Below are 26,353 nucleotides of genomic sequence, written 5' to 3'. Positions count from 1 at the left end.
CGTCAGCTGACGACGGACGTCAGAGCCTCACCCAGCTCCGCGGCCTCGGTCGCGTTGAGCTCGACCACCAGCCGTCCACCGCCCTCGAGCGGAACGCGCATCACGATGCCGCGTCCCTCCTTCGTGACCTCGAGCGGGCCGTCACCGGTCCTCGGCTTCATCGCGGCCATGCGGGGCCTCTCCTTCGCTGGTGCGTCCGGTGCGTGACTCGTGGGGAGCGTTTTCACGCACCCCACGTCGGCCTCGCCTATCGGTTGTCCGGGTCCCATCCTAGTTCACCGGCGGCCCCCCACCTGTCCCGATGCCGGTCAGGCCACGATCGGACGAATGTCCAGCACCCGGCGGCGGATCCAGCCGTGCCTCCGAGCGGTCACGGCGGCCAGTCCGCCACCGGGTTGGCGTGCCACATCTGGCGCACCCACAGGACCTGGAGGCCCAGCATCAGCACGAGCACGGCCCCGAACCACCAGCGCCGGGCCGCCGCCGGGCGCGTGACCACGCCGGCCGTCACCGCCCCCAGCGGGTACGCGAGCAGCAGGAAGCGGGCCAGGCTGCTGCCGGGCTCCACGACGGCGGCGATGTAGACGATGTACGCGGCAGCCCAGGCGTGCAGCTCGCGGCCCAGGCGCCAGGCGGCCGGGACGACGAGCACCGCGATCACGAGCGCGAAGGACAGGGCCACCACCGGCAACGCGTACTGGCCGAACCAGAACTGCGGGACGTAGGTCCACCCGCCGAACGGCGCCACCTCGCGCACCCCCCGCCAGGCCTCCTGGGTCTGCAGGTAGCCGTCCGGCACACCGGTGACCCAGCCGCAGATCGCGGGCCACAGCAGGCCCGACACCGCCGACAGCACCGCGAGCGCCCCCAGGCCCGTGCCGGTCCGCCAGGTCCACGTGCCGGTCCCCCGCCGGGCGGACCACCAGCGGACCGCGGCGTGCACCACGACCACGACGGCCATCGGGAGCGCGACCGCGCGCGTGAACCCCAGCGCGACGACGACCAGCGCCATCCACGCGTAGTCGCGCCGCAGGAGGAGCAGCAGAGCGCCCGCGACGAGCAGCAGGGCGAGCGCCTCGGTGTACGCGACCTGCAGCACGGCGGCGGTGGGGAACACGCTCACCAGCGCGACGGTCGCCAGCGGGAGGCCGGGACGAGCGGCGACCGCGCGCGGCGCTCCGCGCACCACCGTGCGGTGGATCGCGAGCATCGCCCCGGCGCCGAGGACGACGGCGAGCAGGGGCGCGACGACCTCCCACGGCCCGCCCGTGAGCCGCATGAGTCCGCGCGCGAGCATCGGGAAGAGCGGGAAGAACGCCCACGCGTTCTGCTGCACCAGTCCGTCGGCGCCGATCGGGAGCTGCGCGGGGTACCCGTTCTCCGCCACGGTCCGGTACCAGGACCCGTCGAACATGAACCCGACGTACGGGAAGTAGTCGGGGTCGGCCGGGGTCCACGGGTTCTGCTCCTGCAGGCCGGCCACCCACAGGAACACCGCGGTCGTGAAGAGCCGCGCCGCCCCGTAGACGGCCAGCACCTGGACCCACCAGGGCCGGCTCGCAGCCCAGGCCCACAGCCCGGGCGTGGGCTCCAGGGACGGCTCGTCGACCACGCGCACCTCGCTCACGCCAGCCCTCGCACGGCCCGGGCGGGCGGGCGGTCCCCGCGGAGGGTGGCGACCATGTCGAGGGTCCGCCGGGTCGCGCGCACGTCGTGCGCCCGGAACACCCTCGCGCCCAGCCATGCGGCGAGGGTGGTCGCGGCGAGGGTGCCCTCGAGCCGTTCCTCGGCCGGCAGGTCGAGGCTCTCCCCGACGAAGTCCTTGCGCGACAGCGCCATCAGCACCGGGAAGCCGAGCGCCACGAGCGCCTCGGTGCGCCGGACCAGGTGCAGCGAGTGCCACGTGTTCTTGCCGAAGTCGTGCGTCGGGTCCACCAGGACGCTCGCGGGGTCGATGCCGAGGCCCACCGCCCGGGCCGCGGCCGCGCTGACCGTGCGGACGACGTCGTCGAGCACGCCGTCCAGCGGGTCGCCGTCGCCCGGCGGGTACTCGACCCGGAACGGGTCGGTGCGCGGACGGGCGCCGCCGGTGTGCGTGCACACGATGCCCAGGCCGCGCTCGGCCGCCACCTCCATCAGCGCGGGGTCGTGCCCGGCCCAGGTGTCGTTGACCAGGTCGGCCCCCTCGTCGGCGGCCGCCCGGGCCACCTGCGCGCGCCAGGTGTCGATGCTGACCACCAGGTCGGGGTGGCGTGCGCGGACGCGCCGCACCAGCGGGACCACCCGGGCGATCTCCTCCGCGGCGTCGACCCGGGGGCCCCGCCCGGCGCGGACCCCGCCCAGGTCGACGATGTCCGCGCCGTCGTCGACCGCGCGGGCCACCGCCTCGTCCGCGGAGGCGTCGTCGTAGCGGGCGGCCGCGTAGAACGAGTCGGGCGTCCGGTTGACCACCGCCATGACGACGGGGCGGTCGGCGCCGAACCAGCGCCCGCGCAGGCGCAGCGCGGCGCCGGCGGGCGGCAGGTTCACCGTGCCGCGTCCCGCGCCGACTCCCACGCGGCCTGCTGCGCGCGAGCCGTCTCGGCGGCGGCTGCCTCCTCCTCGGCGCGCAGCTGGGCGCCCCGCTCGAGCACCACGTCGACCGCCTCGCGCGCGGTGTCCACGACCTTGAGCAGCTCGAGGTCGGCCGCGGAGATCATGCCGCGGTCGAGGACCGCGCTGCCGACCCAGTCGATGAGCCCCTGCCAGTAGTCGCGGCCCACCAGCACGATCGGGAAGCTGATCACCTTGTGCGTCTGCACGAGCGTCAGCGCCTCGAACAGCTCGTCGAACGTGCCGAAGCCGCCCGGCATCACCACGAAGCCCTCGGAGTACTTCACGAACATGGTCTTGCGGGCGAAGAAGTAGCGGAAGTTCACGCCGAGGTCGACGTAGTCGTTCATGCCCTGCTCGAACGGCAGCTCGATGCCGAGCCCGACCGAGAGCCCGCCCGCCTCGTAGGCGCCCTGGTTGGCGGCCTCCATGATCCCGGGGCCACCTCCGGTGATGACGGCGTACCCCGCCTCGACCAGCAGGCGGGCGACCTCCCGGCCGAGCGCGTAGTCGGGGTGGTCCACCGGCACGCGGGCCGAGCCGAACACGCTGACCGCGGGGCCGACCTCGGCCAGCGCCCCGAAGCCCTCGACGAACTCGCTCTGGATGCGCATGACGCGCCACGGGTCGCCGTGCACCCAGTCGGCACTGCCGGCACGGCTCAGCAGCCGCTGGTCCGAGGTGGTCTTGGGGATCTGGTCGCCGCGCAGCAGCACCGGTCCCTTGCGGTAGCCGTGCCCGGGTGCGGAGAGTCCTTCGTCGCTCATGGCCCCGACTCTAGGTCGGCTCGCCCGACCTGGGCACGCGTTCTCGACCGGACCACGCGGCCGGTCTCAGGCGGTCAGCCAGTCCCGCAGCGCCGCGTGCACGGCCGTGATCTGTCCGACGACGCACCGCTCGTCCCGCTTGTGCGCCAGCAGCGCGTCCCCCGGACCGAAGTTCACGGCGGGCACACCGAGCTCGGAGAACCGGGCGACGTCGGTCCAGCCGTACTTGGCCGCGGGGACGCCGCCGGTGATCGCCAGCACGGCCCGTGCGAACTCCTGGGCGGTCGGGTCGTCGAGGCCGGGGCGGGCGCCGGGCGCCGCGTCGACGATCTCCACGTCGTACCCGTCGAACAGCTCGCGCACGTGCGCGGACGCCTGCTCCACGCTCGCCGACGGAGCGAACCGGTAGTTGACGGTGACGACGCAGGCGTCGGGGATGACGTTCGTGGCCGTGCCGCCGGAGATGAGGACCGCGTTGAGGCTCTCCCGGTAGACCAGGCCGTCGACCTCGACCTCGGCGGGCGTGTACTCCTCCAAGCGGCGCAGCACCTCTCCCGCGGCGTGGACCGCGTTGCGGCCCATCCAGGCACGCGCGGAGTGCGCCGCGACTCCCGTGAGCCGCACCTCGGCGCGCAGCGTCCCGTTGCAGCCGCCCTCGAGCCCGCCGCCCGTCGGCTCGCACAGCACGGCGAAGTCGCCCGCCACCCAGTCGGGGTGCTCGCGCACGATCCGGCCCAGCCCGTTGAGCTCGGCCGCGACCTCCTCGTGGTCGTAGAACACCCACGTGACGTCCCGGCTCGGTGCGCTCAGCTCGGCCGCGAGCGCGAGCTGCACGGCCACCCCGGCCTTCATGTCCACCGTGCCGCGACCCCACAGCTCGGCCTGGGACCCCTCGCCGACGAGCCGCGTGGGCAGGTTGTCCGTGATCGGCACGGTGTCGATGTGTCCGGCGACGACCACTCTGCTCGGTCGCCCCTGGTTGGTCCGCGCGACGACCGCGTCGCCGTCGCGGAGCACCTCCAGGTGGGCGTAGCGGCGCAGGGCCGCCTCGATGGCGTCGGCGATCGCGCGTTCGTCGCCGCTCTCCGAGGGCAGGTCGCAGAGTGCGCGGGTGAGCGTCACGAGATCGGACGAGAGGTCCAGGGTCGTCTCCACGTCGCGACCCTAGCCCGATGGGGCCCGTGACCTAGGGTTGTCGCCATGACTGCACGGACGGCCTGGGGGTTCGGCCTGGCCACGGTGACCGACGACGGCACCACGCTGGACGTCTGGTACCCCTCGCCGAGCCTGGGCAGCCCCGACGGCTCCCCCGCTCCGGCGTCGCTGAGCGCCGGCGAGCGGGTCGACGAGGCGCGGGCCGTCCGCGTGGAGGTCGTCCGGACGGTGATCGACCTGGACACCGGCCCGGTCGACACCGCCGACGCCTACCTGCGTCTGCACCTGCTGTCCCACCGCCTGGTCCGGCCCCACGACCAGAACCTCGACGGCCTGTTCAGCGTGCTGCCCAACGTCGTGTGGACCGACCGCGGACCGTGCGCGGTCGACTGCTTCGAGCAGACGCGCGGTCGCCTGCGCGCGGCCGGCGTCACCGTCACGGTGCTCAGCGTCGACAAGTTCCCGCGGATGGTCGACTACGTCGTGCCCTCCGGCGTCCGCATCGCCGACGCCGACCGCGTCCGCCTCGGCGCCCACCTGGCCGCCGGCACGACCGTCATGCACGAGGGCTTCGTGAACTTCAACGCCGGGACGCTCGGCACGTCGATGATCGAGGGCCGCGTGTCCGCGGGCGTCGTGGTGGGCGACGGGTCGGACATCGGCGGTGGCGCCTCCATCATGGGCACGCTGTCCGGCGGCGGTCGGGAGGTCGTCTCGATCGGCCGGCGCACGCTGCTCGGCGCGAACGCGGGCGTCGGCATCCCCCTCGGCGACGACTGCGTGGTCGAGGCCGGGCTCTACGTGACCGCCGGCACCAAGGTCTCGCTCATCGACTTCGAGGACTCGCCCCGCGTGGTGAAGGCCCGCGAGCTCGCCGGACGCGACGGGGTCCTGTTCCGCCGCAACTCCCTGACCGGAGGCGTCGAGGCCGTCGCGCGTGCCGGCTCGGGCGTGCAGCTGAACGCCACGCTGCACGCCAACGAGTGAGCGCGCGACGACGGCGGCGTGCTCGCCGGGCCGGTCTCGCCGTCGCCGCGGCCGTGGCGGTGCTGCTCGTCGGGATCGCGGGGGTCGTCCTGGCCCTGACGCGGTCCCACCCGGCCCCACCGGCCGCCCAACGCTGCGTGGCGGAGCTCGACGGTACGAGCTGGTCGCTCAGCCCCGACCAGGCGCAGAACGCCGCCCTGATCGCCGCGACGGGCGTCCACCGTGGGCTGCCCGCCCGCGCGGTGACCATCGCGTTGGCCACCGCGCTGCAGGAGTCCAAGCTGGTCAACGTCACCTACGGCGACCGCGACAGCCTCGGCCTGTTCCAGCAGCGTCCCTCCCAGGGCTGGGGCACCGAGGAGCAGGTGCAGGACCCGGTGTACGCCACGGGGAAGTTCTACGACGGCCTGGTCACGGTCGACGGCTACGAGACCCTGCCGGTCACCGAGGCCGCGCAGGCCGTGCAACGCTCCGGATTCCCCGACGCGTACGCGCAGCACGAGACGCGCTCACGGGCCTGGGCATCGGCGCTCACCGGCTGGTCTCCCGCGACCCTGACCTGTCGGCTGCACGCACCCGACCCCGCCGCCGCGTCGCCCGACGCGGTCGTCGCACGCGTGCAGCGGGACCTGGGCGCCGTGCCGGTCGTCGCGGACGACGCCGGCGGCCTGGTCGTCGACACCTCCGCGTTCGGTGCCGCGCAGGACCGCGCCCGGCTCGACTGGGCCGTGGCGCAGTGGGCCGTGTCCGTCGCGGAGCCGCTCCAGCTGACCTCCGTCACGGTCGCCGACCGCACGTGGGACCGTGCCGCCGGCGCGTGGGAGACGACGGACGCCGCCGTGCCCGCGGGGGCCGTGCGGCTGACCGTCGCCGGCCAGCAGGCCGGTTAGCGGGCGTCGAGCTCGGTGTAGTCGCGCGCCGTCGCGCCCGTGTAGATCTGCCGCGGGCGGCCGATCTTGGTCTGCGGGTCGGTCATCATCTCGCGCCACTGCGCGATCCACCCGGGCATGCGGCCCAGGGCGAACAGCGGGGTGAACATCTGCTCGGAGAAGCCCATCGCCTTGTAGATGAGGCCCGTGTAGAAGTCGACGTTCGGGTACAGCTTGCGGGAGATGAAGTAGTCGTCCGACAGCGCGATCTCCTCGAGCCCCATCGCGAGGTCCAGGAGCTCGTCGTTGCTGCCCAGCGCGGACAGCACGGAGTCGGCGCTCTTCTTCACGATGGCGGCGCGCGGGTCGTAGTTCTTGTAGACGCGGTGCCCGAAGCCCATGAGCCGGACGCCGGGCTCCTTGTCCTTGACGCGCTTCATGAAGTCCGAGGCGTCGCCGCCGTTGGCCTGGATCTCCGTGAGCATCTTCAGCACGGCCTCGTTGGCGCCGCCGTGCAGCGGACCGGACAGCGCGTTGATCCCTGCAGCGACCGAGGCGTACAGGTTGGCGTGGCTCGAGCCGACGATGCGGACCGTGGACGTCGAGCAGTTCTGCTCGTGGTCGGCGTGCAGGATCAGCAGCTGGTCCAGGGCCGCGACGACGCGCGGGTCCGGCTCGTACTGCTGGTACGGCACCGCGAACGTCATCCGCAGGAAGTCCTCGACGTACCCGCGCGAGTAGTCCGGGTACAGGAGGGGCTCGCCCTTGGCGGCGCGGTGGACGTAGGACGTGATCGTCCGCGTCTTGGCCAGGATCAGCACGGTGGCGAGCTCGACCGTCTCCGGGTCGAACGGGTCCAGCGACTCCGGGTAGAACGTGGACAGCGCGTTGATCGCGGACGACATCACGGCCATCGGGTGCGCGTTGCGCGGGAACGTCCCCATGAACGTGCGGAAGTCCTCGTGCACGAGCGTGTGCCGGTTGACCCGGTCCTCGAAGGCCGCGAGCTCGGTCGCGGTCGGCAGTGCGCCGTGGATGAGGAGGTAGGCGACCTCGAGGAACGTCGAGTGCTCCGCGAGCTGCTCGATCGGGTACCCGCGGTAGCGCAGGATGCCCTCGTCACCGTCGATGTAGGTGACCTTCGACTCGCACGACGCGGTGTTCATGAAGCCGGGGTCGACCGTGACCTTGCCCGTGTCCCGCAGCAGCGTGGAGACGACGATGCCGTCGTTGCCGTCGGTCGCGGTCACGACCGGAAGCTCCTTGGACTGTCCACCGATGATGAGCTGGACCGGCCCGCTGACGACGTCCGACATGGTTTTCCTCTCCTGCGACTCCGGGTGGCGGGGATGTCCCGCGGCCCCGGTCGTCGGCGACGACGGCCTGGCGCGCTGACGCGATGGTGCCCTCTTTGGCGTGGAGCGACGGTACCCGGGCGGAGGTTCCGTGACCAATCCTCGACGAGACGTTGGGGTCGGTGTGACCACCCTCACACCGCGTGATCACGCGCCGGAGAGCCGTGCGGCAGCCTCCGCGACGCGCTCGTCGGGTGCCGTCAGCGCCACCCGCACGTGCTCGCCGTCGCCGTAGAAGGCGCCGGGTGCGACGAGGATGCCCAGGCCCGCCAGGTCGGCGACGGTGGCCCAGCTGTCCTGGCCCCCCGCCTCCGGACGGACCCACAGGTAGAGACCCGCGTGGGAGCCGTCGACCGCGTAGCCCGCGCTCTCGAAGGCAGCCTTCAGCAGCCGCCGACGGCGGCCGTAGAGCGTCCGCTGGGCGGCGACGTGCTCGTCGTCGCGCAGCGCCGCGGTCATGGCGGCCTGCACCGGTCCGGGAACGATCATCCCGGCGTGCTTGCGCACCTCCAGCAGCCGCGCGACCAGCTCCGGGTCGCCGACGACGAAGGCCGCGCGGTAGCCCGCCACGTTGGACTGCTTGGACAGCGAGTAGACGGCGAGCAGGCCCGTGAGGTCTCCGCCGGTCACCCGCGGGTCGAGGATGCTCGGCACCCCGGCCGACGTCCACGGCTCGTCCCAGGCCAGCTCCGCGTAGCACTCGTCGGACGCGACGACGACGGGCCTGCTCGACGCGCGCGCCGCGTCCACGACCGCCCGCAGCTGCTCGACCCCGAGCACCGCGCCGTCGGGGTTGCCGGGTGAGTTGAGCCAGACCAGGCCGACGTCCCCGTCGGCGAGTCGGGCGGCCGGGTGGTCGGAGGGCTCGGGGGTCGCCCCCGCCAGCCGCGAGCCCACGTCGTACGTCGGGTACGCCGCCGACGGGTGCAGCACCACGTCCCCCGCGCCGAGGCCCAGCAGCGCCGGCAGGAACGCGACCAGCTCCTTGGAGCCGACCGTCGGCAGGACCGCGGCCGGGTCGAGCCCGGGCACGCCGCGCCGGCGGGCGAACCAGTCGACGACCGCCTGCCGCAGCTCGGCGGTGCCGTGCGTCGTCGGGTAGCCCGGTGAGTCCGCCGCCGCGGCCAGCGCCTCCCGCACGACCGCGGGCGTCGGGTCCACAGGGGTGCCCACGGACAGGTCGACGATGCCGCTGGGATGCGCGCGCGCCTTCTCGGCGAACGGCGTGAGCGTGTCCCAGGGAAAGTCCGGCAGCGCGCCGGTCAGCAGGCCCATCGGGCCGGTGTCAGTCGCCGTGGACGCGCAGCGGCAGGGTCGCGATGATCGGGTGGTCCTTGTCGATCTCACCCATCTTCGCGGCACCGCCCGGCGAGCCGAGGTCGTCGAAGAACTCGACGTTCGCCTTGTAGTACTCGGTCCACTGCTCCGGGACGTCGTCCTCGTAGTAGATCGCCTCGACCGGGCAGACCGGCTCGCACGCACCGCAGTCCACGCACTCGTCGGGGTGGATGTACAGCGATCGCTTGCCCTCGTAGATGCAGTCCACGGGACATTCCTCGATGCACGCCTTGTCCTTGACGTCCACGCAGGGCTCGGCGATCACATACGTCACGGTCGGTCCTCCACAGGCCAGGGGTGCTCTTAGTATCGCTCACATGCTCCTGCTCGTAGCGCGATGTCCATCACAGGGACCTCGGTGAGCCCGGGCGGCTGGCGGTCGTGGTCGCCCGGGGTCCGCGTGGTGGTCCGCCGGGTGCGCGACGACCTGCCCGAGGCCCACCCCGAGCACCCCGCACTGCACGTGCCGCAGCACAGCGACGTGCTCGGCGAGCTGCTCGAGGTGGACGACGACGGCGTGCTGGTGCGCACCCGGCGCGGCGACGTGCGGGTGCCCGCGCAGGACATCGTGCTCACCAAGCTGGTGCCGCCCGCGCCCACGCGTCGCCACCGCCCGACGGGCGACTAGCTACGGCGTGGCGGGGGCCGTGGGCGCCGGCGGCGCTCCGCAGATGATCTTGTTCTGCGGCTTGTAGCGCCACGAGTTGGACTCGGTCTTGGCCAGCTCGCCGTTCAGGGAGATCTTGCGCGTCACCGTCACCGAGAAGCCCGGGTTGCCCGCGCTCTGCGGCTCGCACGTGGGCGACTGCGAGTAGACGGTCGTCGGCTGGACCACACCGGACCGCGGGCTCGTGATCGACTCGACCGTCCAGTGCTTGGTGCCCCACACCCGCACGTACACGCGCCCGTCCGAGACCCAGGCCTGCACCAGCGCGCCGTACGGGGTGTTGTTCTTCCACCGCATGTCGAGCGTGCCGGTGAAGATCGTCGCCTCGCGCCCCTCGGGGTACCGCGAGAACCACTCGCTGTGCGGCCGGTGCTCGACGTCCTCGAAGCCCGCCAGGAACGCCGCGTTGTACGTCGTCGTGGAGATCTGGCTCAGACCGCCGCCCCACGCGTCCTTGTGCTCGCCGCTGACGATGGCGCCCGCCTCGACGTACCCGTGGGCCGCGTCGATCGGTCCGAGCGCCTGGGTCAGGCTGAAGATCTCCTCGGGGCGGATCAGCGTCCCGCTGATCTTGCTCGCCCCGTTCGCGATGTTCACCGTGCGGCGCGGCTCGTTGTTCAGAGGCGTGGAGAACTCACCGACGACCTCCTTGATGCCCAGTGCCTCGAGCTCGGCCGTCGACTGCGCCGGGTCGGCCTGGACCAGCTCCACGGCGGCCGTGCGATCGGTCGCCGTGGACGCCGTCGCGACGGCGGTGCTCAGCGCTGCCGGGTCCAGCGAGGTCCCCGGCGTCCCCGGGATGATCACAGGGGCGTTGTTCACGAACTCGAAGTGCGCGTCCGCCGACTCCGTCAGCAGGTCGGGCAGCTGCGCCAGTACCGCCGCGGCCAGCCCCTCCCCGTTCATCTGCAGCACCAAGGCGCCCTCGGACGGGACGAACGACGCGTTCGCCGCCAGGGTCGGGACGTCGAGGGCTGCGCTACGCCCCGCGACTGCGACCGCGACCGGTGCCGACGTCACCTGCTGCGCCTGCACCACCGCGGCCTCGGTCTCGGCCTGCGTGATGTCCGGCTCGACGGTCTGCGCCGGAAGCTCGATCGGCCGCGCCGCCACCAGCCAGTCGGCCGCCAGCACGTCCGCCGCACCCTCCGGGTCCAGGTCCCAGCCGTCCACCGCCGCTGTCGACTGCGCGGACCCGTCGACGAACACCACGGTCCCGTCCACGGGCGGCAGCGTCAGGGAGCTGCCCAGGTCGTCGATCGCCGCCGCGAGGGCGTCGTCGTCGACCGCCGTGACGGGATCGTGCTCGCCGACTCCGACGAGGTGACCCCACAGGCGCTGCGGCTGCGCGAGGTTCACCCCGGTCAGCTCGTCCACCGTCGCCTCGGCATCGAACGTGAGGCCGGCCGCGGCGGGGTCGATGGTCGCCTGCACGTCGTTGGCGACGACGTCGATCGGCAGCGTCGTCGCGCCCTCGAGCTCCTCGTCCAGCCGGTCGACCGCCTCCTCCGACGACAGGCCGCCGACGTCGACGCCCGCGACGGTCACGCCGCGCGCCACCCGGTCCGCGAGCGCGTACGACGCGCCGACGTACGCGGCGCACAGTACGACGACCACGGCAGCGACGACCAGCAGCCGCCGCGGCCAGCGGCGCCGGCCGTCGTCGGGCTCGAACCCGTCCAGCGGCGACTCCTTGCGCTCGGACGGCGGCACCGGGCCGGACGGGATCGGACCACCTGTCCGGGCTGCCGGCGCCTCGCCCGGCGCGGTGTCCGCGCGCGTCCCGGCCGACGACGCAGCTGCCGCCGTCGTCGCCGGGAAGACGGGCGCCGGGTTCGACGGCGCGCTCGTCCCCGACCCGGGGACCGTGCGGGTGACCGGGGCGGCCAGCGTGCCGATCGGTGTCGTGCCCGGTGCGGGCTGCTGAGCCGGGGGCGCAGAGGTTGTCGCCGCGGCCGCGGCCACGGGCGCCATGACCGCCGTGGCGTCGTCGCGGCTGGTGGCGGCCGTGGGTCGAGCCGGCTCGGTGGAGTCCGTCGCGTCGGCGGTGCCCGCTTCGGCGGTGCCCGCTTCGGCGGCGCTCGCGTCGGCGGTCGGGTCCGCGTCGGCGGGGGCCTGGGGGTCGCCGGCGGCGCCCGTCCGGGTCGGCTCGGCAGCGCCGTCGGCGTCTCGTTCGTCCGGGGTCACCGCTGCGGCGTCCGCCTCGGCCGGGACCTGCGTCTCGTCGGCAACCGCGTCGCCGACGACCGCGTCGTCGGCACCTGCCTCGTCGGCAACCGGCTCGTCGGTGCCCGTCGCGTCTGCATCCGTCAGATCGGCAACCGGCTCGTCGGCAACGGTCTCGTCGGCAACGGTCTCGTCGGCAACCGGCTCCTCGGTTGTCACCTGGTCGGCGCCCGCCTCCTCCAGCGCGACCTCGTGAGCCAAGACGTCGGCCGTAGGCGCCTCGGTGGCGTCGGTGCCGTCGGTGCCGTCGCTGGACGCCACCTCAGCGGCACCCTCGTCGGCCGGCACCTCGTCAGCGGCCTCCTCATCGACCGGCGTCTCGTCAGCGGCGCCGTCGTCGACGGCGGGCTCAGCGAGGGCAGGTTGAGCGACGGCAGGTTCGGCGACGGCGGACTCGTCGACCGGCGCCTCGTCGGCAGGGCCGTGGACCGGCGCATCGTCGGCAGCAACCTGGTCGTCGGGCGCTTCCTCCGCATCGACCGGCGCCACGTCAGCGGCGTCCTCGTCGACCGGCGGCTCGTCGGCGGCAGGCTCGTCGACAGCAGGCTCGTCGGCAGAAGCCACGTCAGCGGCAACCTCGTCGACCGGCGCGACATCAACCGCAGCCTCGTCAGCCGGCGGCACATCAGCGGCGTCCTCGTCGACCGGCGGCCCGTCGGCGGCAGGCTCGTCGGCAGAAGCCACGTCAGCGGCGACCTCGTCGACCCGCGCGACATCAGCAGCCTCGTCGACCGGCGCCACGTCAGCGGCAGCCTCGTCGACCGGCGCGACGTCAGCGGCACCCTCGTCCACCAACGTCTCGTCGGCGACCTCGCCGACCGGCCCGGTGGTCTCAGGAACGTCCTCGCCGTGAGCTCCGTCGGCCGCGGGTTCGTCGGTCGGCTCGCCGGCGGGCGGGGACACAGGGGCGAGCTCGTCGGCCGGGGGCACGGCGGGGATCGGCGTCGTCGCGCCGTTCCCGCCCCACACCGGCCAGACCGGGTCCGACGTCCGATCGCTGCTCTCGGTGGCCCCTCGGGGCCCGTCCTCGATGCGCTGTCCCGGCTCGTCGCGCTCGGTGCCCTTGCTCATCCTGCTCCCCACTGCTCGCCGCGCGCACACGCGTCCGCGCGAGTCTACGTGGCTGCCCTGAGCCGCGGGCACGCGCACGGGGCGATCTCACCCGCTCACGCACCGCGCACACCGGGGCCCGCACGCCCGGAGCACGGCACGTCATCAGCCTCGCGCGTCGGCGGGTCAGCGCACCGGGTGGATCCGGCCGCGCAGGTGCACGAGCCCTCCGGCACCGGCCGCGCCCTGCTCCGCGAGCAGCACCGACCCGACGACGATGTCGTGGTCACCGGCCCGGTGCACCGAGGCGGTCCGGCAGTCGAACCATGCCGCGGCGCCGTCGACCCACACCGCGTCGGCGACGGGTGCAGGCCGGTGCGGCACCCGGGCCAGCTGGTCGATCGCGGGCCGACCGGGCGAGGCGAGCCAGTCGGCGGTGTGCGCCTGGTCGTCGGCCAGGACGCTGACGGACCACGTGTCGACGTCGTCCAGGGCGTCCCGGAAGCGCGCGTCGGTGTGGACGCAGAACAGGAGCATGGGCGGCTCGAGCGACACCGAGGTGATCGCGCTGGCGGTCATCGCCTGCAGGGTGCCCCGCCAGCGCAGCGTGATGACCGCGACCCCCGCGGGAAGTCGTCCGACCGCCGCACGGAACACGTCCGGGGCGAGGTCGCTCACGCGCCGACGCCCGGCCCGTCGTGGCGGCCCGCGGTGGGGTCCGCCTCCCACGGCTGTCGCGGCCGCTCCTGGAAGAGCCGCCGGGGCAGCACACCGACGAGCGCCGTGACCGCGACCGCCCCGAGCACCCAGGCCCAGCCGATCGCCTGGCCGTCCGGCACCAGGATGTCGCCGCCGGGGCCTCGCGTGGCCAGGACCTGCATGCTGAGCACCAGGCCGCCGGTGTAGCCGACGAGCGTGAACCACCCCGCCCAGGCCCGGGTCGTGAGGGCCGCGGCGAACGCGAGCGCCAGGCACACGACCATGCCCCAGGGCGGCATGCTGCGGTGCATCACGGTGCCGAGCGCGCCGACGACGACGCCGAGCACGAGTGCCAGGGCGGCCTTGCCGAGGACGCCTGCGGTGAGCGGTTGCACGCGCGTCAGGCTACCGGGCGGACGCCGGCGGGCCAGACGACGGCCTCCGCCGACCCGGTCACCCGCCGGTACGTCTCGGCGGCGAGCACCGGCGCCAGGATGCGGTTGCTCAGCGCATAGCACGCGACGAGCCCAGGCTGGTGGTCGATGGCGCGCACCGCCTGGACCTGGGTGGCGTGCGCCCGCAGGGCGGCGAGCACGCGGTCCCGCACGGGCAGGACGTCGACCGCGAGGTCGAGCTGGTCGTCGGGGACCGCGACGGACGGCAGCTCAGCCTCCGGGTCGGGCAGCTGGAGACCGGCACGCGACGACCCGAGGGCGGCGAGCACCGCCCCGCCCCCGAGATCCCGCAGGCCGCGCCGGAGGGCCGAGCGGCCCTGCACCGCCCACAGCACGACCGGGACCGCGAACGCCGGCGACGCCTCATCGGGGCGCACCCCGGCCAGCTCGACCGCGCGCTGCGTCACCTCGTGGGTCCGGACGTGGTCCGGGTGGCCGTAGCCGCCCCCGGGCTCGTACGTGGCGACCACCTCGGGGCGCCTGGCCCGCAGGACCCGGGCGAGCCGCTCGGCGGCCTCGTCCAGGTCGACGCCGACGAAGGCGCCGGGCGGGACCTCGTCGGCTCGGCCCGCTCGCCCGGCACCGACCCAGGCCATGCCCGAGTCCTCGAAGCGCCGAGCGGGCGGTCCGCCGAGGGCGTCGAGGAAGCCGTGCTCGCGCACCCCGAGCGCCGTCAGCGCGCCGGCGAGCTCGCGCTCCCGGTGCTCGGCCAGCGCCGGGCCGTCACCCTCCAGGTGGGCCAGCTCGGCGCCGATGACCTCGCCACGCTCACCGCGGGTGCACGTCACCACGGCGACGGGACGACCGGCGGCTGCCCAGGTGGCGAGCAGCGCGCCAGTCGTCAGCGTCTCGTCGTCGGGGTGCGCGTGCACCGCGACGAGACCTCCGGAGGTCACAGACCCAGAGGTCAGGCGCGCTTGGAGCGAGCCGTGATGCGCGCGCGCTCGGTCTGGTCGAGGACCACCTTGCGGATACGCACGATCTCCGGCGTCACCTCGACGCACTCGTCCTCGCGGGCGAACTCGAGGGACTCCTCCAGCGTGAGCTTGCGCGGCGGGATGATGTTCTCGAAGTTGTCCGCCGCCGCGGAGCGCATGTTGGTGAGCTTCTTCTCCTTGGTGATGTTGACGTCCATGTCCTCGTTGCGCGAGTTCTCACCGACGATCTGGCCCTCGTAGACCTCCTGCGTGGCCTCGACGAAGAACGAGCCGCGGTCCTGCAGGTTGATCATGGCGAACGGCGTCACGGCGCCCGCGCGGTCCGCGACGAGCGAGCCGTTGACGCGCGTGTCGATGGGGCCGGCCCACGGCTCGTAACCGTCGGCGATGGACGACGCGATGCCGGTGCCGCGCGTGTCGGTGAGGAACCGTGTGCGGAAGCCGATCAGGCCACGCGCGGGGACCAGGAACTCCATGCGGACCCAGCCGGTGCCGTGGTTCGACATGGTCTCCATGCGGCCCTTGCGCTGCGCGAGCAGCTGCGTGACGGCGCCCAGGTACTCCTCGGGGACGTCGATCGTCATCCGCTCGACGGGCTCGTACGTCTTTCCGTCGACCTTCTTGGTGACCACCTGCGGCTTGCCGACGGTCAGCTCGAAGCCCTCGCGACGCATCTGCTCGACCAGGATGGCGAGCGCGAGCTCACCACGGCCCTGGACCTCCCAGGCGTCGGGACGCTCGGTCGGCAGCACGCGGAGCGAGACGTTGCCGACGAGCTCCTTGTCGAGGCGGTCCTTGACCTGGCGGGCGGTGACCTTGTGGCCCTTGCCGCCGCGGCCGGCCAGCGGCGAGGTGTTGATGCCGATGGTCATCGAGATCGCCGGGTCGTCGACCTTGATCAGCGGCAGCGGACGCGGGTCGTCGGGGTCGGTCAGCGTCTCGCCGATGGTGATGTTCTCGATGCCGGCGACGGCGACGATGTCACCGGGGCCCGCGGAGTCCGTGGGGACGCGCTCGAGCGCCTTGGTCTCCAGCAGCTCGGTGATCTTCACGTTCTGCATCGTGCCGTCGGCCCGCGCCCACGCGACGGTCTGGCCCTTGCGGAGCTCACCGTTGAAGATGCGCAGCAGCGCGAGGCGGCCCAGGAACGGTGACGCGTCGAGGTTGGTGACGTGCGCCTGCAGCGGCGCGCCCTCCGTGTACGTGGGGGCGGGGATCTTCTCGAGGATGGTCTTGAACAGCGGCTCGAGGTTCTCGGAGTCCGGCAGGCCACCGTCCTCGGGCTGGTTCAGCGACGCCCGACCGGCACGGGCCGCCGCGTACACGACCGGCACATCGAGGATGGCGTCCAGGTCCAGGTCCGGGACCTCCTCGTGCAGGTCGGACGCCAGGCCCAGCAGCAGGTCGGTCGCCTCGTGCACGACCTCGGAGATGCGGGCGTCCGGACGGTCCGTCTTGTTCACGACGAGGATCACGGGGAGCTTGGCCTCGAGCGCCTTGCGGAGCACGAACCGCGTCTGCGGGAGCGGGCCCTCGCTCGCGTCGACCAGCAGGACGACGCCGTCGACCATGGACAGGCCGCGCTCGACCTCACCGCCGAAGTCGGCGTGACCCGGGGTGTCGATGACGTTGATGGTGATGCCGTCGGGCTGGCCGATCTCCGCAGCCGCGGGTCCGGAGTACCGGATCGCGGTGTTCTTGGCGAGGATCGTGATGCCCTTCTCGCGCTCCAGGTCGCCGGAGTCCATCGCGCGCTCGTCGACGTGGGCGTGGGAGCCGAAGGCCCCGGACTGCCACAGCATGGCGTCGACCAGGGTCGTCTTGCCGTGGTCGACGTGGGCGACGATGGCGACGTTGCGCAGGTCGGCGCGCACGCTCGTGCCCGCCGACGACGTCGGCACAGACTCAGGCACCGTCGTGGGCTCAGACATGGGGAACTCATCTCAGAAGGTGGGGAGCGCACCGAGTCGTCGGTCGCGCCGGTCAATTCTACCCGTACAGGCCTCCGCCTGTGCCGCAAGGTGACCAGGCCCACCTCAGGCGTCGGTGCGCGCCCAGGACCACCAGGACGTCAGGTCCGCGCGGCCGAGCGCCAGCGGCTCCACCTCGGGCGCCGCCGGCGTGGTCCCGGGGGTCGGCGCCGCGGAGCCTCGGGTGGCGACGACGATCGGCTGCCGCACCAGCGGGACCGCCGCACCGCCTGCGGCGAGGCTCTCCGCGACGGCGGCGAGCGGAGCCGGGGCAGCGGCGGGGTCGAGCGTCTGCGACAGCGTGGCGACGGCGGCGTCGGTGGCCGCGTCCGACCAGCCGGTGACGTTCGTCGCCCCACCCGTCCGCCACCGTGCAAGCACGGAGTCCAGCGGCAGGTCCGACTGCGGCACGGGCACCAGCGCCGCGTCCCACGCGCCCGGTGTCGCCAGGTCGGGGCCGAGCCCGTCGACCGGCGTGTACGGCTCGACCTCGAAGCCGGCCTCCGCCGCCGACGCCACGATCAGGTCGAGCATGGCCGAGCGCAGCGGGTCCGACGTGTTGGTCAGCACCCGCACCGCGACGGGCTCGCTCACGCCCGCCTCGGTCAGCAGCCGGCGCGCACCGGCCACGTCCGCCGCGCCGTCGGCGGTCACGCCCCCCGCGCCCGGGGCAACGGACGGCAGGAGACCGGAGGCCACGTCGGCGTCCGGCCACAGCGGGGCGACCACGTCCGCGGCGAGCGCGTCGCGCGGCACGGTGAGCAGGAACGCCCGGCGCACTGCGGACGCCACCGCGGCGTCGCCCCCGTACGTCGCGGGGTCGAAGGCGCCCGCGCCGGCGGCCTGGAGCTCGAGCTGGAGCTGGCTGTCGCCGCCCGTGCGGACCTCGGCCCCCGACACCTCGGTCAGCGCGTCCAGCACGTCGGTCGTGCTCGCCGGCGTCACGACGTCGACCGTGCCCGCCGCCAGCGCCTCGACCTCCTCGAGCGGGTCGAGGTCGCTGCGGACGACCAGCCGCTCGTACCGCGCGGGCTGCTCGCCCCGGTACTCCTCGTTGCGGACCAGCTCGACCCGCTCCCCCGGTACCACCAGGTCCACGGCGTACGGGCCCGTGGTGACGGCGTGATCGACGTGCTGGGCCAGGGCGTCGGCATCGAACTGCGTGCGCCACGCCGCCGAGACGGAGCTGAGCGCCGCCTTGTCCTCGTCGACGATGGCCTTCGACACCGCCGCGGCCGCAGCCGTCGCGTCCTCGACGCCCAGCGCGGACCTGCCCACCACGTGCGCGGGCACGTTCACGTCGAGTGCGGCCTGCCAGTCGGGCACGGGCGCCGCATAGACGAGGGTGAGCGTCGCTCCCTCCACGGTCGGCCGCTGCTGCACCTGGACGAGCGCCGGGGAGGTCGCCGCGAAGGCCACCCCCGCGTCGAGGGCGTCGTTGTTGGTGATGCCCCCCTGGGCGTCGAGCTCGGGGGTCACGTCGTCGAGCTGGCCGCTGCGCGCGGCCCACTCGAGCAGCAGGTCGTCCGGCGTGACCGCCGTGCCGTCGGACCACGCGGCGTCGGGCGCGATCGTGTACCGCACGGTGAGCGGCGAGTCCGCGAGCTTCTCGACGGTGCCGAAGCCCTCGTCGAGCACCGCGACACCGTCCTCGTCGAGAGAGACGAAGCCCCCGTTCACCAGGGAGCGCACGAGCGTGGAACCCGGCGTGCGGCCCTCGGCCGTGCCCGCGTTGAGCGAGGTGAACGGTGCGGCGACGGCGACGACGGCCGTGTCGGTCCGAACCTGCTCGGGCTCCGCCGTGGTGCACGCGCTGAGCAGCACCAGCGTCCCTGCCGCCACGACCCCGACCCACGACCTGCGCTGCACGACGACCCCCGCTCAGACCCACCGATGACGGACGAAACCGCCCGCCGGGAGCGATATCGACCGATCACACCCGGAACTGAACCTTGCCGGACATCCCGTCCACGTCCCGGACGCCACGCGGGCCCGGTCGGATGACTCCGGCCGGGCCCGCGCGGGGTGCGTCAGGACTTGTCGAGGAGCAGCGCACGCAGCTCGCGACGCTCGCGCTGCTTGTCCGGGTCGGGCAGCGGGACGGCCGCGATGAGCCGCTGCGTGTAGGCCTGCTGCGGGTTGCGCAGGATCGCGTCGCGGGTGCCCTGCTCGACGATCGCCCCGCGCCGCATCACGGCGATGCGGTCGGCCAGCACGTCGACGACCGCCAGGTCGTGCGTGACGAACAGGCACGCGAACTTCAGCCGGGACTGCAGGTCCTGCAGGAGCTCCAGCACGGTCGCCTGGACCGACACGTCGAGCGCGGACGTCGGCTCGTCGGCGACCAGGAGCTCGGGCGACAGCGAGATCGCGCGCGCGATGCCGACGCGCTGCTTCTGGCCGCCCGACAGCTCGTGCGGGTAGCGGTTGCGGTAGCTGCGGGGCAGCTGGACCTGGTCCAGCAGCTCCTCGATCCGCTTCTGCAGTGCGTCGCCCTTGGCGACGCCCGCCAGGAACATCGGCTCGCCGATGCTCTCGCCGACCGGCAGCCGCGGGTTCAGCGACGACGACGGGTCCTGGAACACCATGCCGACCTTGCGCCGCAGCGAGCGCAGCTTCTTCGGGTCGCGCTTGGTCAGCTCGACCCCCGCGACGGTGAGCGTGCCCTCGACCACGGGCAGCAGGCCCACGGCCGCACGGCCGATGGTGGTCTTGCCGGAACCCGACTCACCCACCAGACCGACGACCTCGCCCGGACGGATCACCAGGTTGGCGCCCTCGACCGCACGGAAGGCCGGCATCCGACCCTGCTTGGGGTACTCGATCGCCACGTCGACCAGCTCGAGGATCGGGGTGGTGCCCTCGACCTCCGCTGCGCGCTGCGCACGCTCGGCGATCTCCAGCGCCCGCTTGTTCGCCGCCTCCCGGCGAGCGAGCTCCTCGGCGTCGACCGCGATGGCGTCCTCGTTGCCCGTCGCCGCCGCGAGGGCGGCCGTGAGGTCGATCTCCTCGCCCGTCGAGTCGGCGGCGCCCAGGTGCGGGACCGCGGCCAGCAGCTCCTGGGTGTACGGGTGCTTCGGGTTGCTGAAGATCTCCCGCACGGTGCCGGTCTCGACGATCAGCCCGCGGCGCATGACGGCGATGCGGTCCGACAGGTCCGCGACCACGCCCATGTCGTGCGTGATCAGGATGACCGCCGAGTGCAGGTGGTCGCGCAGGTTGCGCATGAGGTCCAGGATCTCGGCCTGCACCGTCACGTCGAGCGCCGTCGTGGGCTCGTCGGCGACCAGCAGCACGGGATCGTTGGACAGCGACTGGGCGATCATCGCGCGCTGCCGCTGCCCGCCGGAGAGCTGGTGCGGGTAGGAGTTGAACGCCTTGAGGGGATCCGGCAGCTCGACCATCGTGAGGAGCTCGAGCGCCCGGTCCTTGGCCTGCGTCGGCGACATCATGGTGTGCAGCCGCAGCGCCTCGACGATCTGCGCCCCGATCGTGTAGACGGGGTTCAGCGCGGTCATGGGCTCCTGGAAGATCATCGCGATCTCGTTGCCGCGGATCTCCCGGACCCGCGACGACGACATCTCGCTCATCTCGTGGCCCATCAGCTTGATGCTGCCCGTGACGCGTGCGTTCTTGGGCAGCAGGCCGAGCAGGGCCATCGAGCTGACGGACTTCCCCGAGCCCGACTCGCCCACGATGGCGAGGACCTCGCCGGCGTGGACCTCGAAGCTCACGTCGATCGCCGCGGGGATCCACTTCTTGTCCACGGCGAAGTCGACGGACAGGTCGGTGACCTGGAGGACGGGTGCGCCCTGGGCGGTCGTATCGGTCATCGTGAGACTCCTGAGATCATGCGTACATGCGTGCCGACAGTGGCGACCTGACATACAGGCCGCGCAGCAGATATGCGTCCACCATCGCCTCGTGGGCGGTGATCGCGGGACTGACGGCCGCGCAGGGCTTCGAGGACGGGATGACGGCGGTGCTGCGGGCGCTGCCCCTCGCCGTCGCGCTGGGGCTGGTCGCGTGGCTGGTGTTCTGGCACCCGCGCGTCGACGTCACCGATCACGACGTGGTGCTGGTCAACCCGCTGCGGACGATCCGCGTGCCGTGGGCGGCGCTCATCAACGTGGAGACCCAGTACGCGCTGGCGCTGGTGACGCCCGGTGGGCGCTACCGCGCGTGGGCGGCGCCCGGCCCCGGGCGCCACCAGGTGGTCACGGCCGGCAGCGACGAGCTGGTCGGGATGTCCCGCCTGGCCCGCGACTCGCGCGGCGCCGTCGCCATCGGCGACCTGCCCAGCGCGCCCTCCGGCCGCGTGGCCGCCCTGGTCCGCCGCCGGTGGGAGCACCTGGCCGAGAACGGCCAGCTGACGCTGGGTGCCGCCGACGAGACCCCGGTCGAGACGACCTGGAACCGACCGGCGCTCGTGGTGCTGGCGGTGGCTCTCGTCGGCGTGGTGGTCGTGGCGCTGACCTGACGTCACCGCCGGCCCTCACCGTCGTCGTTGCCCTCGCCCATGTCACGCGGCTGGTCCAGCGACTCGTAGAACCCGCCGGAGGCGACCGTCGTGGCGCCACCGCTGGCGACCGGACCGCGCGCCGTCGGCTGCGCGTACAGGTCGGGACGCTCGCGCGTCTCCTTGACCCGGCGCAGCGCGAACTTCTTCTGGCGGGGGTCGAACGCGTCGCGCAGACCGTCACCGATGAAGTTGATCGTCAGGCAGATGACGACGATGAACACACCGGGCCACCAGAACAGCCACGGGCGGGTGGCGAACGCCGCCTGGTTGGCGCTGATGAGCAGCCCGAGCGAGACGTCGGGCGACTTGACGCCGAGCCCCACGTAGCTGAGCGCCGTCTCGGTGAGGATCGCCGCCGACATCAGCAGCGTGGTGTTCACCGTGATGACGCCGACCGCGTTCGGCAGGATGTGCTTGAAGATGATCCGGCCGTTCGACGCCCCGGCGAGCCGGGCGGCGTCGACGAACTCCCGCTCGCGCAGGGTCAGGAAGTCACCGCGCACCAGTCGCGCCATGCCGGTCCACGAGACGAGCCCGAGGAACAGGGCCAGGGCGACGACGCTCTTGGCCGAGTTGCCCACGACCGCGGCGGCGATCAGCGCCGGGATGATGATGATCATGTCGGTGAACCGCATGAGGACGGCCTCGATCTTGCCGCGGAAGAAGCCCGAGGCCGACCCGATGAGCACGCCCACCAGCGCGGCGATCGCGCCCACCATCAGCATGATGAACATCGAGATCTGGGCGCCGCGCATCGTCATCGCGAACATGTCGCGCCCGACGCGGTCCTGACCGAACGGGTGGTCCCCCAGCGAGAACGGGAACAGCTGCAGGGTCGGCTTGCCCCCGTCGACGAGCGGCGGGGTCTGCAGGTAGGTGTACTTCCACCACCCCGGGATGGGGCCGATCCCGATCGCCGAGATGGCGAGGATCAGCACGCCGGCCAGGACCCCGATGCTGACGACCGCACCGGTGTGGCCGAAGAAGCGCTTGGTGACGATACGGCCCTGGCTGAGGCCACGGACGTCCTCGCCGCCGCCGGGGGTCGCAGGGTTGGGCGGGACGTCCGCCGTGTTCTCCAGGACGGTGGTCATGCCTTCACCCTCACTCGGGGGTCGAGGGCCGAGTAGGTGAGGTCGGCCAGCAGGTTGAACATCACCGCGGTGATACCGGTGACCAGGAAGACGCCCATCACGGGGTTGGGGTCGGTGTTGCGCAGGCCGGTGAGGAACAGCTGCCCCATGCCCTTGAAGGAGAACACGTTCTCGGTGATCACCGCCCCGCCGATCAGGCTGCCGATGTCGATGGCGACGATCGTGGCCAGGGGGATCATCGCGTTGCGGAACGCGTGCCGGGTCACCACGACCCGCTCGGACAGGCCCTTGGCGCGCGCCGTCCGGACGTAGTCCTGGCCCATCACCTCGAGCATCGACGCCCGCGAGTAGCGGGTGTACGACGCCAGCGAGATGAGGATCAGCGCGATGGTCGGCAGGATCAGGTGGGTGTACTTGTCGAGCCCCTGGATCCAGAAGTCGCCCTCGAGACCGGGGGTCTCGGCACCGATCGTGGCAACCGGCCGGTTACGGATGCGCGGGTTGTCCATGTACGCGGGCCACGCCTGCATGAAGCGGTCGAGCAGCACCAGTGCGGCGACCGCGAAGCTGGTCAGGCCGGCTGCCTTCATCGACTGCCCGCGGTCGTAGCCGCCCATCAGGTAGCCGACCAGGATGCCGGCGCCGACAGCCACGACGCCCAGCAGGACGACGAGCCACAGGGTGGCCTTGTCCAGCAGCGGCTGCAGGGCGACGTACGCGACGAGGCCGATGGCGACGCTGATCAGCGAGGAGTACAGCGCCTTGCGGTTCTGCAGGCCGGCGAACAGCACGGTGAACCCGTAGGCCGCCGCGATCCCCGTGACCCCGATGACGACGAGCCCGAGCGACGGCGTCGTGAACCAGCGCGTCACGGAGAGGTAGTACAGGACGGCTGCGGTGACCACGAAGGCCGTGCCGAAGGTCAGCAGCCGGCGCTTGAGGGGCCCCGCGATGATCACCGTCCACAGCAGGCCGACGACCAGCGCTATCACCACGATCGTGGCGTTGCCGATGAAGGGGTCTCGCAAGAAGTCGTTGAAGCCGATGGCCCCGAACTCCTTGAGCAGGACCGCGACCCAGAACACGGGGAGCGAGAAGAAGAGGAACGTGACGAAGGTGACCCCGTAGTCCAGCGTGCTGTACTGCCGCAGCGCCGTGATGACACCGATGGTCACGCCGAGCACGATGGCGAGCAGAGCCGCCGTCGTCACCAGCTGGAGCGTCGTCGGGATGGCGGACGACAGCGCCGCGGTGACCGGCTGGTTCTGCAGCGTGACGCCCAGGTCGCACTGACCGGCGAACGGCACGACGCACTTGACGGCACCGCCCAGCCAGATGAAGTAGCGAAGAGCCGGCGGCACGTCGAGGTGGAGCAGCTCCGTGCGCTGCTGCATCTGGGCCGCCTTGCTCGGCGAGTTGCTCGACCGGATCTCGGCCAGCGGGTCGCCCGAGTAGGCGATGAGCAGATAGACGATGAACGACGCGCCCAGCAGGATCAGCAGGGACGCGAGCAACCGTCGAAGGATGTAGGTGGTCATCGTTTCTCAGGTGGTGTCGGGGGGCCGCCCGCCGGAGGCGGACCGGAAAGGAGTCAAGCCTAATTCAGACGCCACCCCCCTCACGCACGGACCCCGTTGTCCCTGCTGTGCATGCTGAGGACGGACCCGAAGGTGCCGGGCCCCCGCGAGGCGGGCGACCCGGCACCTTCGGCCGTTCAGGCGACTGTCACACAGTCGTCCGGTGGTGCGCTAGGGCGACTGGGTTCAGCCGTCGTTGACGCTCCAGTTCCAGACGTTCCACCAGACACCGTTCTGGTTGGGGTTGTACGCGTCGATGCCCTCGACGCGCTCGGCGACAGCGTCCACGCCGATGCTCTGGAAGAAGGGCAGGCCGTAGGACGACGCGAAGATCTTCTCGTCGATCTCCTGCTGCAGACGGGTCTGCTCCTCGACGTCCGTGGTCGTGATGAGCTCGGCCATCAGCTCGTCCGCGGACGGGTCCGTGAAGCCGTTGAAGTTCGACGCCGCACCGGTGCCGAAGATCTGCGGCACGCCGCTGACGCCGACGCCGGAGTTGACCCAGCCGTAGATCGAGGCGTCGTACGAGCCGTCGCCGAGGCGCGAGCCCCACTTGGCGTCGCCCTGGTCCTCGATGATGAAGCCGGCCTCGGTGGCCGACTGCTGGATCAGCGTGAACGCGTCAACGCGGTTCGGGTTGTTGACGTTGTAGAGGATGCGGACCGTCGGCGTGGCACCGGCGAGCAGCTCCTTGGCGCCGGCGATGTCCGGCTCGGCGTACGCGGCGGAGCCGTTGTTCGCGATCGCGTCGGCGTAGCCGTCCTGGGCCGGCACGAACAGCTGCGAGTCGAGGACCTTGGCCTCGGGGTCCAGCGGCGTGATGATCGCCTCGAGGATCGCCTGACGGGGGATCGTCTTGAGGAACGCCTCACGGACGTTCTGGTCGGCGAAGACACCCGAGAAGTTCAGGTCGATGTGGTCGTACGCGAGCTGGTTGCCCTTGTGGACGTCGACGCCGTCGAGACCCTCGAGCGCGGCGAGCGTGTCGGCGTTGGCCTGCGGCGAGATGACGTCGACCTCACCGTTCTGCAGCGCCTGGACCATGGCGGACGGGTCCGCGATGGTGCGGATGGTGATCTCGTCCAGCTTCGGCCCGAAGTCACCCTCGTACTTGTCGTTGGCGACCATCGTGACCGACTGGCCCTCGACGACGTCCGAGACGATGTACGGGCCGCTGGACAGGTACAGCGACGGGTCGCTGGGCAGCGTGCGGGAGTCGAAGCCCGTGTTGTAGAAGTCGGCGACGGCCTTGAGCGCCGGGTCCGTGGGGACCGGGGCGTCGACGTTGCCGCGCGGCTTGTCCTTCAGCAGGTCGATGAGCGCCTGGCCGTCGGCGAGGCCGCCACCCTTGGCGACGACGTGGGCCGGACGGTCGAGACCGAACGCCACCTCCCAGTCGGCGAACGGCTCGGCATACGTCAGCGTGACGCTGCGGTTGTCGTCGCCGATCTCGGGGAACTCGGTCAGGCCCAGGCCCTCGGTGGAGCCGGCGTAGCTGAAGTAGGACGTCCCGGTCGTCGGGTTGCCCTCCTCGTCCGGGTTGCCACCGTCGTCGTAGAAGCCGGAGTAGACGGCCCACGCCAGGATCAGGTCGTCGGCGTCGATCGGCTCACCGTCGGACCAGGTCTCGCCCTCGTTGACGGTGTACTTGACCGTCAGCGGGTCGTCGCTGACCTTCTCGATGGTCCCGAACGACTCGTCGCGCTGGACCTTGAGGTCACCGTCGATGTAGTAGAAGTTCGAGTTCGTCGCGAGCGACACCTTCGAGTTGATGTCCGTGTTGCCGTTGGCCGTCGAGGAGTTGAACGAGAAGAACTCGTTCACCTCGGCGACGACGACGTTGCCACCGGTCGTCGCAGCAGCGGACTCCGACGGGGACGCGGTGTCGGTCGGCGTGTTTGAGCACGCGGTGAGCACCAGGGCACCGGCTGCGAGAACCGCAGTCGCGGCGCTGATTCGCCTGATCTTCAATGTTCCTCCTGGAAAGGGGTGGACGCTGACCTACGCGCTCCGCGTCCGCAGCAGGGCTGCGGGCAACGAGCGGTCCGGTGTCGAGCACGTCCGCCGTGAGTTGACAGACAAGGTAAGTCAC

General features: G+C 72.4%; 22 protein-coding genes. 4 read left to right on the top strand and 18 right to left on the bottom strand.

Going from position 1 to position 26,353, the window contains the following annotated elements; all coding sequences use genetic code 11:
• Positions 1 to 2: 2 nt before the first annotated feature.
• From KG102_RS03575 to dapE, 5 genes are all read right to left on the bottom strand, one after another.
• Positions 3 to 170, bottom strand: coding sequence for a DUF3117 domain-containing protein (locus tag KG102_RS03575; protein ID WP_013772033.1), 168 nt, complete (start codon positions 168 to 170; stop codon positions 3 to 5).
• A 200-nt stretch (positions 171 to 370) separates the two neighbouring features.
• On the bottom strand, positions 371 to 1,627 hold the full coding sequence (locus tag KG102_RS03570; RefSeq protein ID WP_208209851.1) for a hypothetical protein: 1,257 nt from the start codon (positions 1,625 to 1,627) through the stop codon (positions 371 to 373).
• Positions 1,624 to 2,556, bottom strand: a complete 933-nt coding sequence (folP, locus tag KG102_RS03565; RefSeq protein WP_208290461.1) for a dihydropteroate synthase — start codon at positions 2,554 to 2,556, stop codon at positions 1,624 to 1,626. Before folP ends, KG102_RS03570 begins: the two co-directional genes overlap by 4 nt.
• Positions 2,526 to 3,359, bottom strand: coding sequence for an LOG family protein (locus tag KG102_RS03560; RefSeq protein WP_208209853.1), 834 nt, complete (start codon positions 3,357 to 3,359; stop codon positions 2,526 to 2,528). The genes folP and KG102_RS03560 overlap by 31 nt, the downstream gene beginning before the upstream one ends.
• A 66-nt stretch (positions 3,360 to 3,425) precedes the next feature.
• Positions 3,426 to 4,514, bottom strand: coding sequence for a succinyl-diaminopimelate desuccinylase (dapE, locus tag KG102_RS03555; protein ID WP_208290462.1), 1,089 nt, complete (start codon positions 4,512 to 4,514; stop codon positions 3,426 to 3,428).
• A 45-nt stretch (positions 4,515 to 4,559) separates the two neighbouring features.
• Between dapE and dapD the strand changes: the two genes are divergently transcribed.
• Positions 4,560 to 5,501, top strand: coding sequence for a 2,3,4,5-tetrahydropyridine-2,6-dicarboxylate N-succinyltransferase (gene dapD, locus KG102_RS03550; protein ID WP_208290463.1), 942 nt, complete (start codon positions 4,560 to 4,562; stop codon positions 5,499 to 5,501).
• Complete coding sequence (locus tag KG102_RS03545) at positions 5,498 to 6,391, top strand: hypothetical protein (protein WP_208209856.1); 894 nt, start codon at positions 5,498 to 5,500, stop codon at positions 6,389 to 6,391. The genes dapD and KG102_RS03545 overlap by 4 nt, the downstream gene beginning before the upstream one ends.
• Here the strand turns inward: KG102_RS03545 and KG102_RS03540 are convergent.
• The 3 genes from KG102_RS03540 to fdxA form a co-directional block, all read right to left on the bottom strand.
• Positions 6,388 to 7,686 carry a citrate synthase gene (locus KG102_RS03540; RefSeq protein ID WP_208209857.1) on the bottom strand — a complete coding sequence of 433 codons (1,299 nt, stop codon included), beginning with the start codon at positions 7,684 to 7,686 and terminating at the stop codon, positions 6,388 to 6,390. The genes KG102_RS03545 and KG102_RS03540 overlap by 4 nt on opposite strands.
• Positions 7,687 to 7,872: 186 nt before the next feature.
• A complete protein-coding gene (dapC, locus tag KG102_RS03535) occupies positions 7,873 to 9,000 on the bottom strand; it encodes a succinyldiaminopimelate transaminase (RefSeq protein ID WP_208290464.1) in 1,128 nt (375 codons plus the stop codon).
• Positions 9,001 to 9,010: 10 nt separating this feature from the next.
• On the bottom strand, positions 9,011 to 9,337 hold the full coding sequence (gene fdxA, locus KG102_RS03530) for a ferredoxin (protein WP_028050935.1): 327 nt from the start codon (positions 9,335 to 9,337) through the stop codon (positions 9,011 to 9,013).
• Positions 9,338 to 9,400: 63 nt separating this feature from the next.
• Here fdxA and KG102_RS03525 point away from each other — a divergent pair, with 63 nt between their 5' ends.
• Positions 9,401 to 9,691 (top strand): hypothetical protein, encoded by a 291-nt coding sequence (locus tag KG102_RS03525; RefSeq protein WP_208290465.1) that lies wholly within the window; start codon positions 9,401 to 9,403, stop codon positions 9,689 to 9,691.
• On the opposite strand, the gene KG102_RS03520 is transcribed toward KG102_RS03525, so the two are convergent.
• The 7 genes from KG102_RS03520 to KG102_RS03490 form a co-directional block, all read right to left on the bottom strand.
• Positions 9,692 to 13,027, bottom strand: a complete 3,336-nt coding sequence (locus tag KG102_RS03520) for a VanW family protein (RefSeq protein WP_208290466.1) — start codon at positions 13,025 to 13,027, stop codon at positions 9,692 to 9,694.
• Between the two features lie 165 nt (positions 13,028 to 13,192).
• Positions 13,193 to 13,684 carry a flavin reductase family protein gene (locus tag KG102_RS03515; RefSeq protein ID WP_208209861.1) on the bottom strand — a complete coding sequence of 164 codons (492 nt, stop codon included), beginning with the start codon at positions 13,682 to 13,684 and terminating at the stop codon, positions 13,193 to 13,195.
• Entirely contained in the window at positions 13,681 to 14,100 is a 420-nt protein-coding gene (locus KG102_RS03510; RefSeq protein ID WP_208209862.1) for a hypothetical protein, read from the bottom strand. The genes KG102_RS03515 and KG102_RS03510 overlap by 4 nt, the downstream gene beginning before the upstream one ends.
• A gap of 5 nt (positions 14,101 to 14,105) precedes the next feature.
• A complete protein-coding gene (gene mshB, locus KG102_RS03505) occupies positions 14,106 to 15,056 on the bottom strand; it encodes an N-acetyl-1-D-myo-inositol-2-amino-2-deoxy-alpha-D-glucopyranoside deacetylase (RefSeq protein WP_208290467.1) in 951 nt (316 codons plus the stop codon).
• 11 nt (positions 15,057 to 15,067) lie between these two features.
• A complete protein-coding gene (typA, locus tag KG102_RS03500) occupies positions 15,068 to 17,029 on the bottom strand; it encodes a translational GTPase TypA (protein ID WP_208209864.1) in 1,962 nt (653 codons plus the stop codon).
• A gap of 105 nt (positions 17,030 to 17,134) precedes the next feature.
• Positions 17,135 to 18,910 carry an ABC transporter substrate-binding protein gene (locus KG102_RS03495; protein WP_208209865.1) on the bottom strand — a complete coding sequence of 592 codons (1,776 nt, stop codon included), beginning with the start codon at positions 18,908 to 18,910 and terminating at the stop codon, positions 17,135 to 17,137.
• A 188-nt stretch (positions 18,911 to 19,098) separates the two neighbouring features.
• Positions 19,099 to 20,901 (bottom strand): ABC transporter ATP-binding protein, encoded by a 1,803-nt coding sequence (locus KG102_RS03490; protein ID WP_208209866.1) that lies wholly within the window; start codon positions 20,899 to 20,901, stop codon positions 19,099 to 19,101.
• Positions 20,902 to 20,927: 26 nt separating this feature from the next.
• Here KG102_RS03490 and KG102_RS03485 point away from each other — a divergent pair, with 26 nt between their 5' ends.
• Positions 20,928 to 21,548: a PH domain-containing protein gene (locus tag KG102_RS03485; RefSeq protein ID WP_208209867.1), complete on the top strand. Its 621-nt coding sequence runs from the start codon at positions 20,928 to 20,930 to the stop codon at positions 21,546 to 21,548.
• 2 nt (positions 21,549 to 21,550) lie between these two features.
• On the opposite strand, the gene KG102_RS03480 is transcribed toward KG102_RS03485, so the two are convergent.
• From KG102_RS03480 to KG102_RS03470, 3 genes are all read right to left on the bottom strand, one after another.
• Positions 21,551 to 22,684 (bottom strand): ABC transporter permease, encoded by a 1,134-nt coding sequence (locus KG102_RS03480; protein WP_208209868.1) that lies wholly within the window; start codon positions 22,682 to 22,684, stop codon positions 21,551 to 21,553.
• Positions 22,681 to 24,222: an ABC transporter permease gene (locus KG102_RS03475; protein ID WP_208209869.1), complete on the bottom strand. Its 1,542-nt coding sequence runs from the start codon at positions 24,220 to 24,222 to the stop codon at positions 22,681 to 22,683. The genes KG102_RS03480 and KG102_RS03475 overlap by 4 nt, the downstream gene beginning before the upstream one ends.
• Positions 24,223 to 24,447: 225 nt before the next feature.
• Positions 24,448 to 26,232 (bottom strand): ABC transporter family substrate-binding protein, encoded by a 1,785-nt coding sequence (locus KG102_RS03470; protein ID WP_208290468.1) that lies wholly within the window; start codon positions 26,230 to 26,232, stop codon positions 24,448 to 24,450.
• Positions 26,233 to 26,353: the final 121 nt, after the last annotated feature.

The sequence above is a fragment of the Cellulomonas fengjieae genome (assembly GCF_018388465.1).
GTDB classification, from domain to species: domain Bacteria; phylum Actinomycetota; class Actinomycetes; order Actinomycetales; family Cellulomonadaceae; genus Cellulomonas; species Cellulomonas fengjieae.
This window is presented reverse-complemented; position numbering and strand designations above follow the sequence as displayed.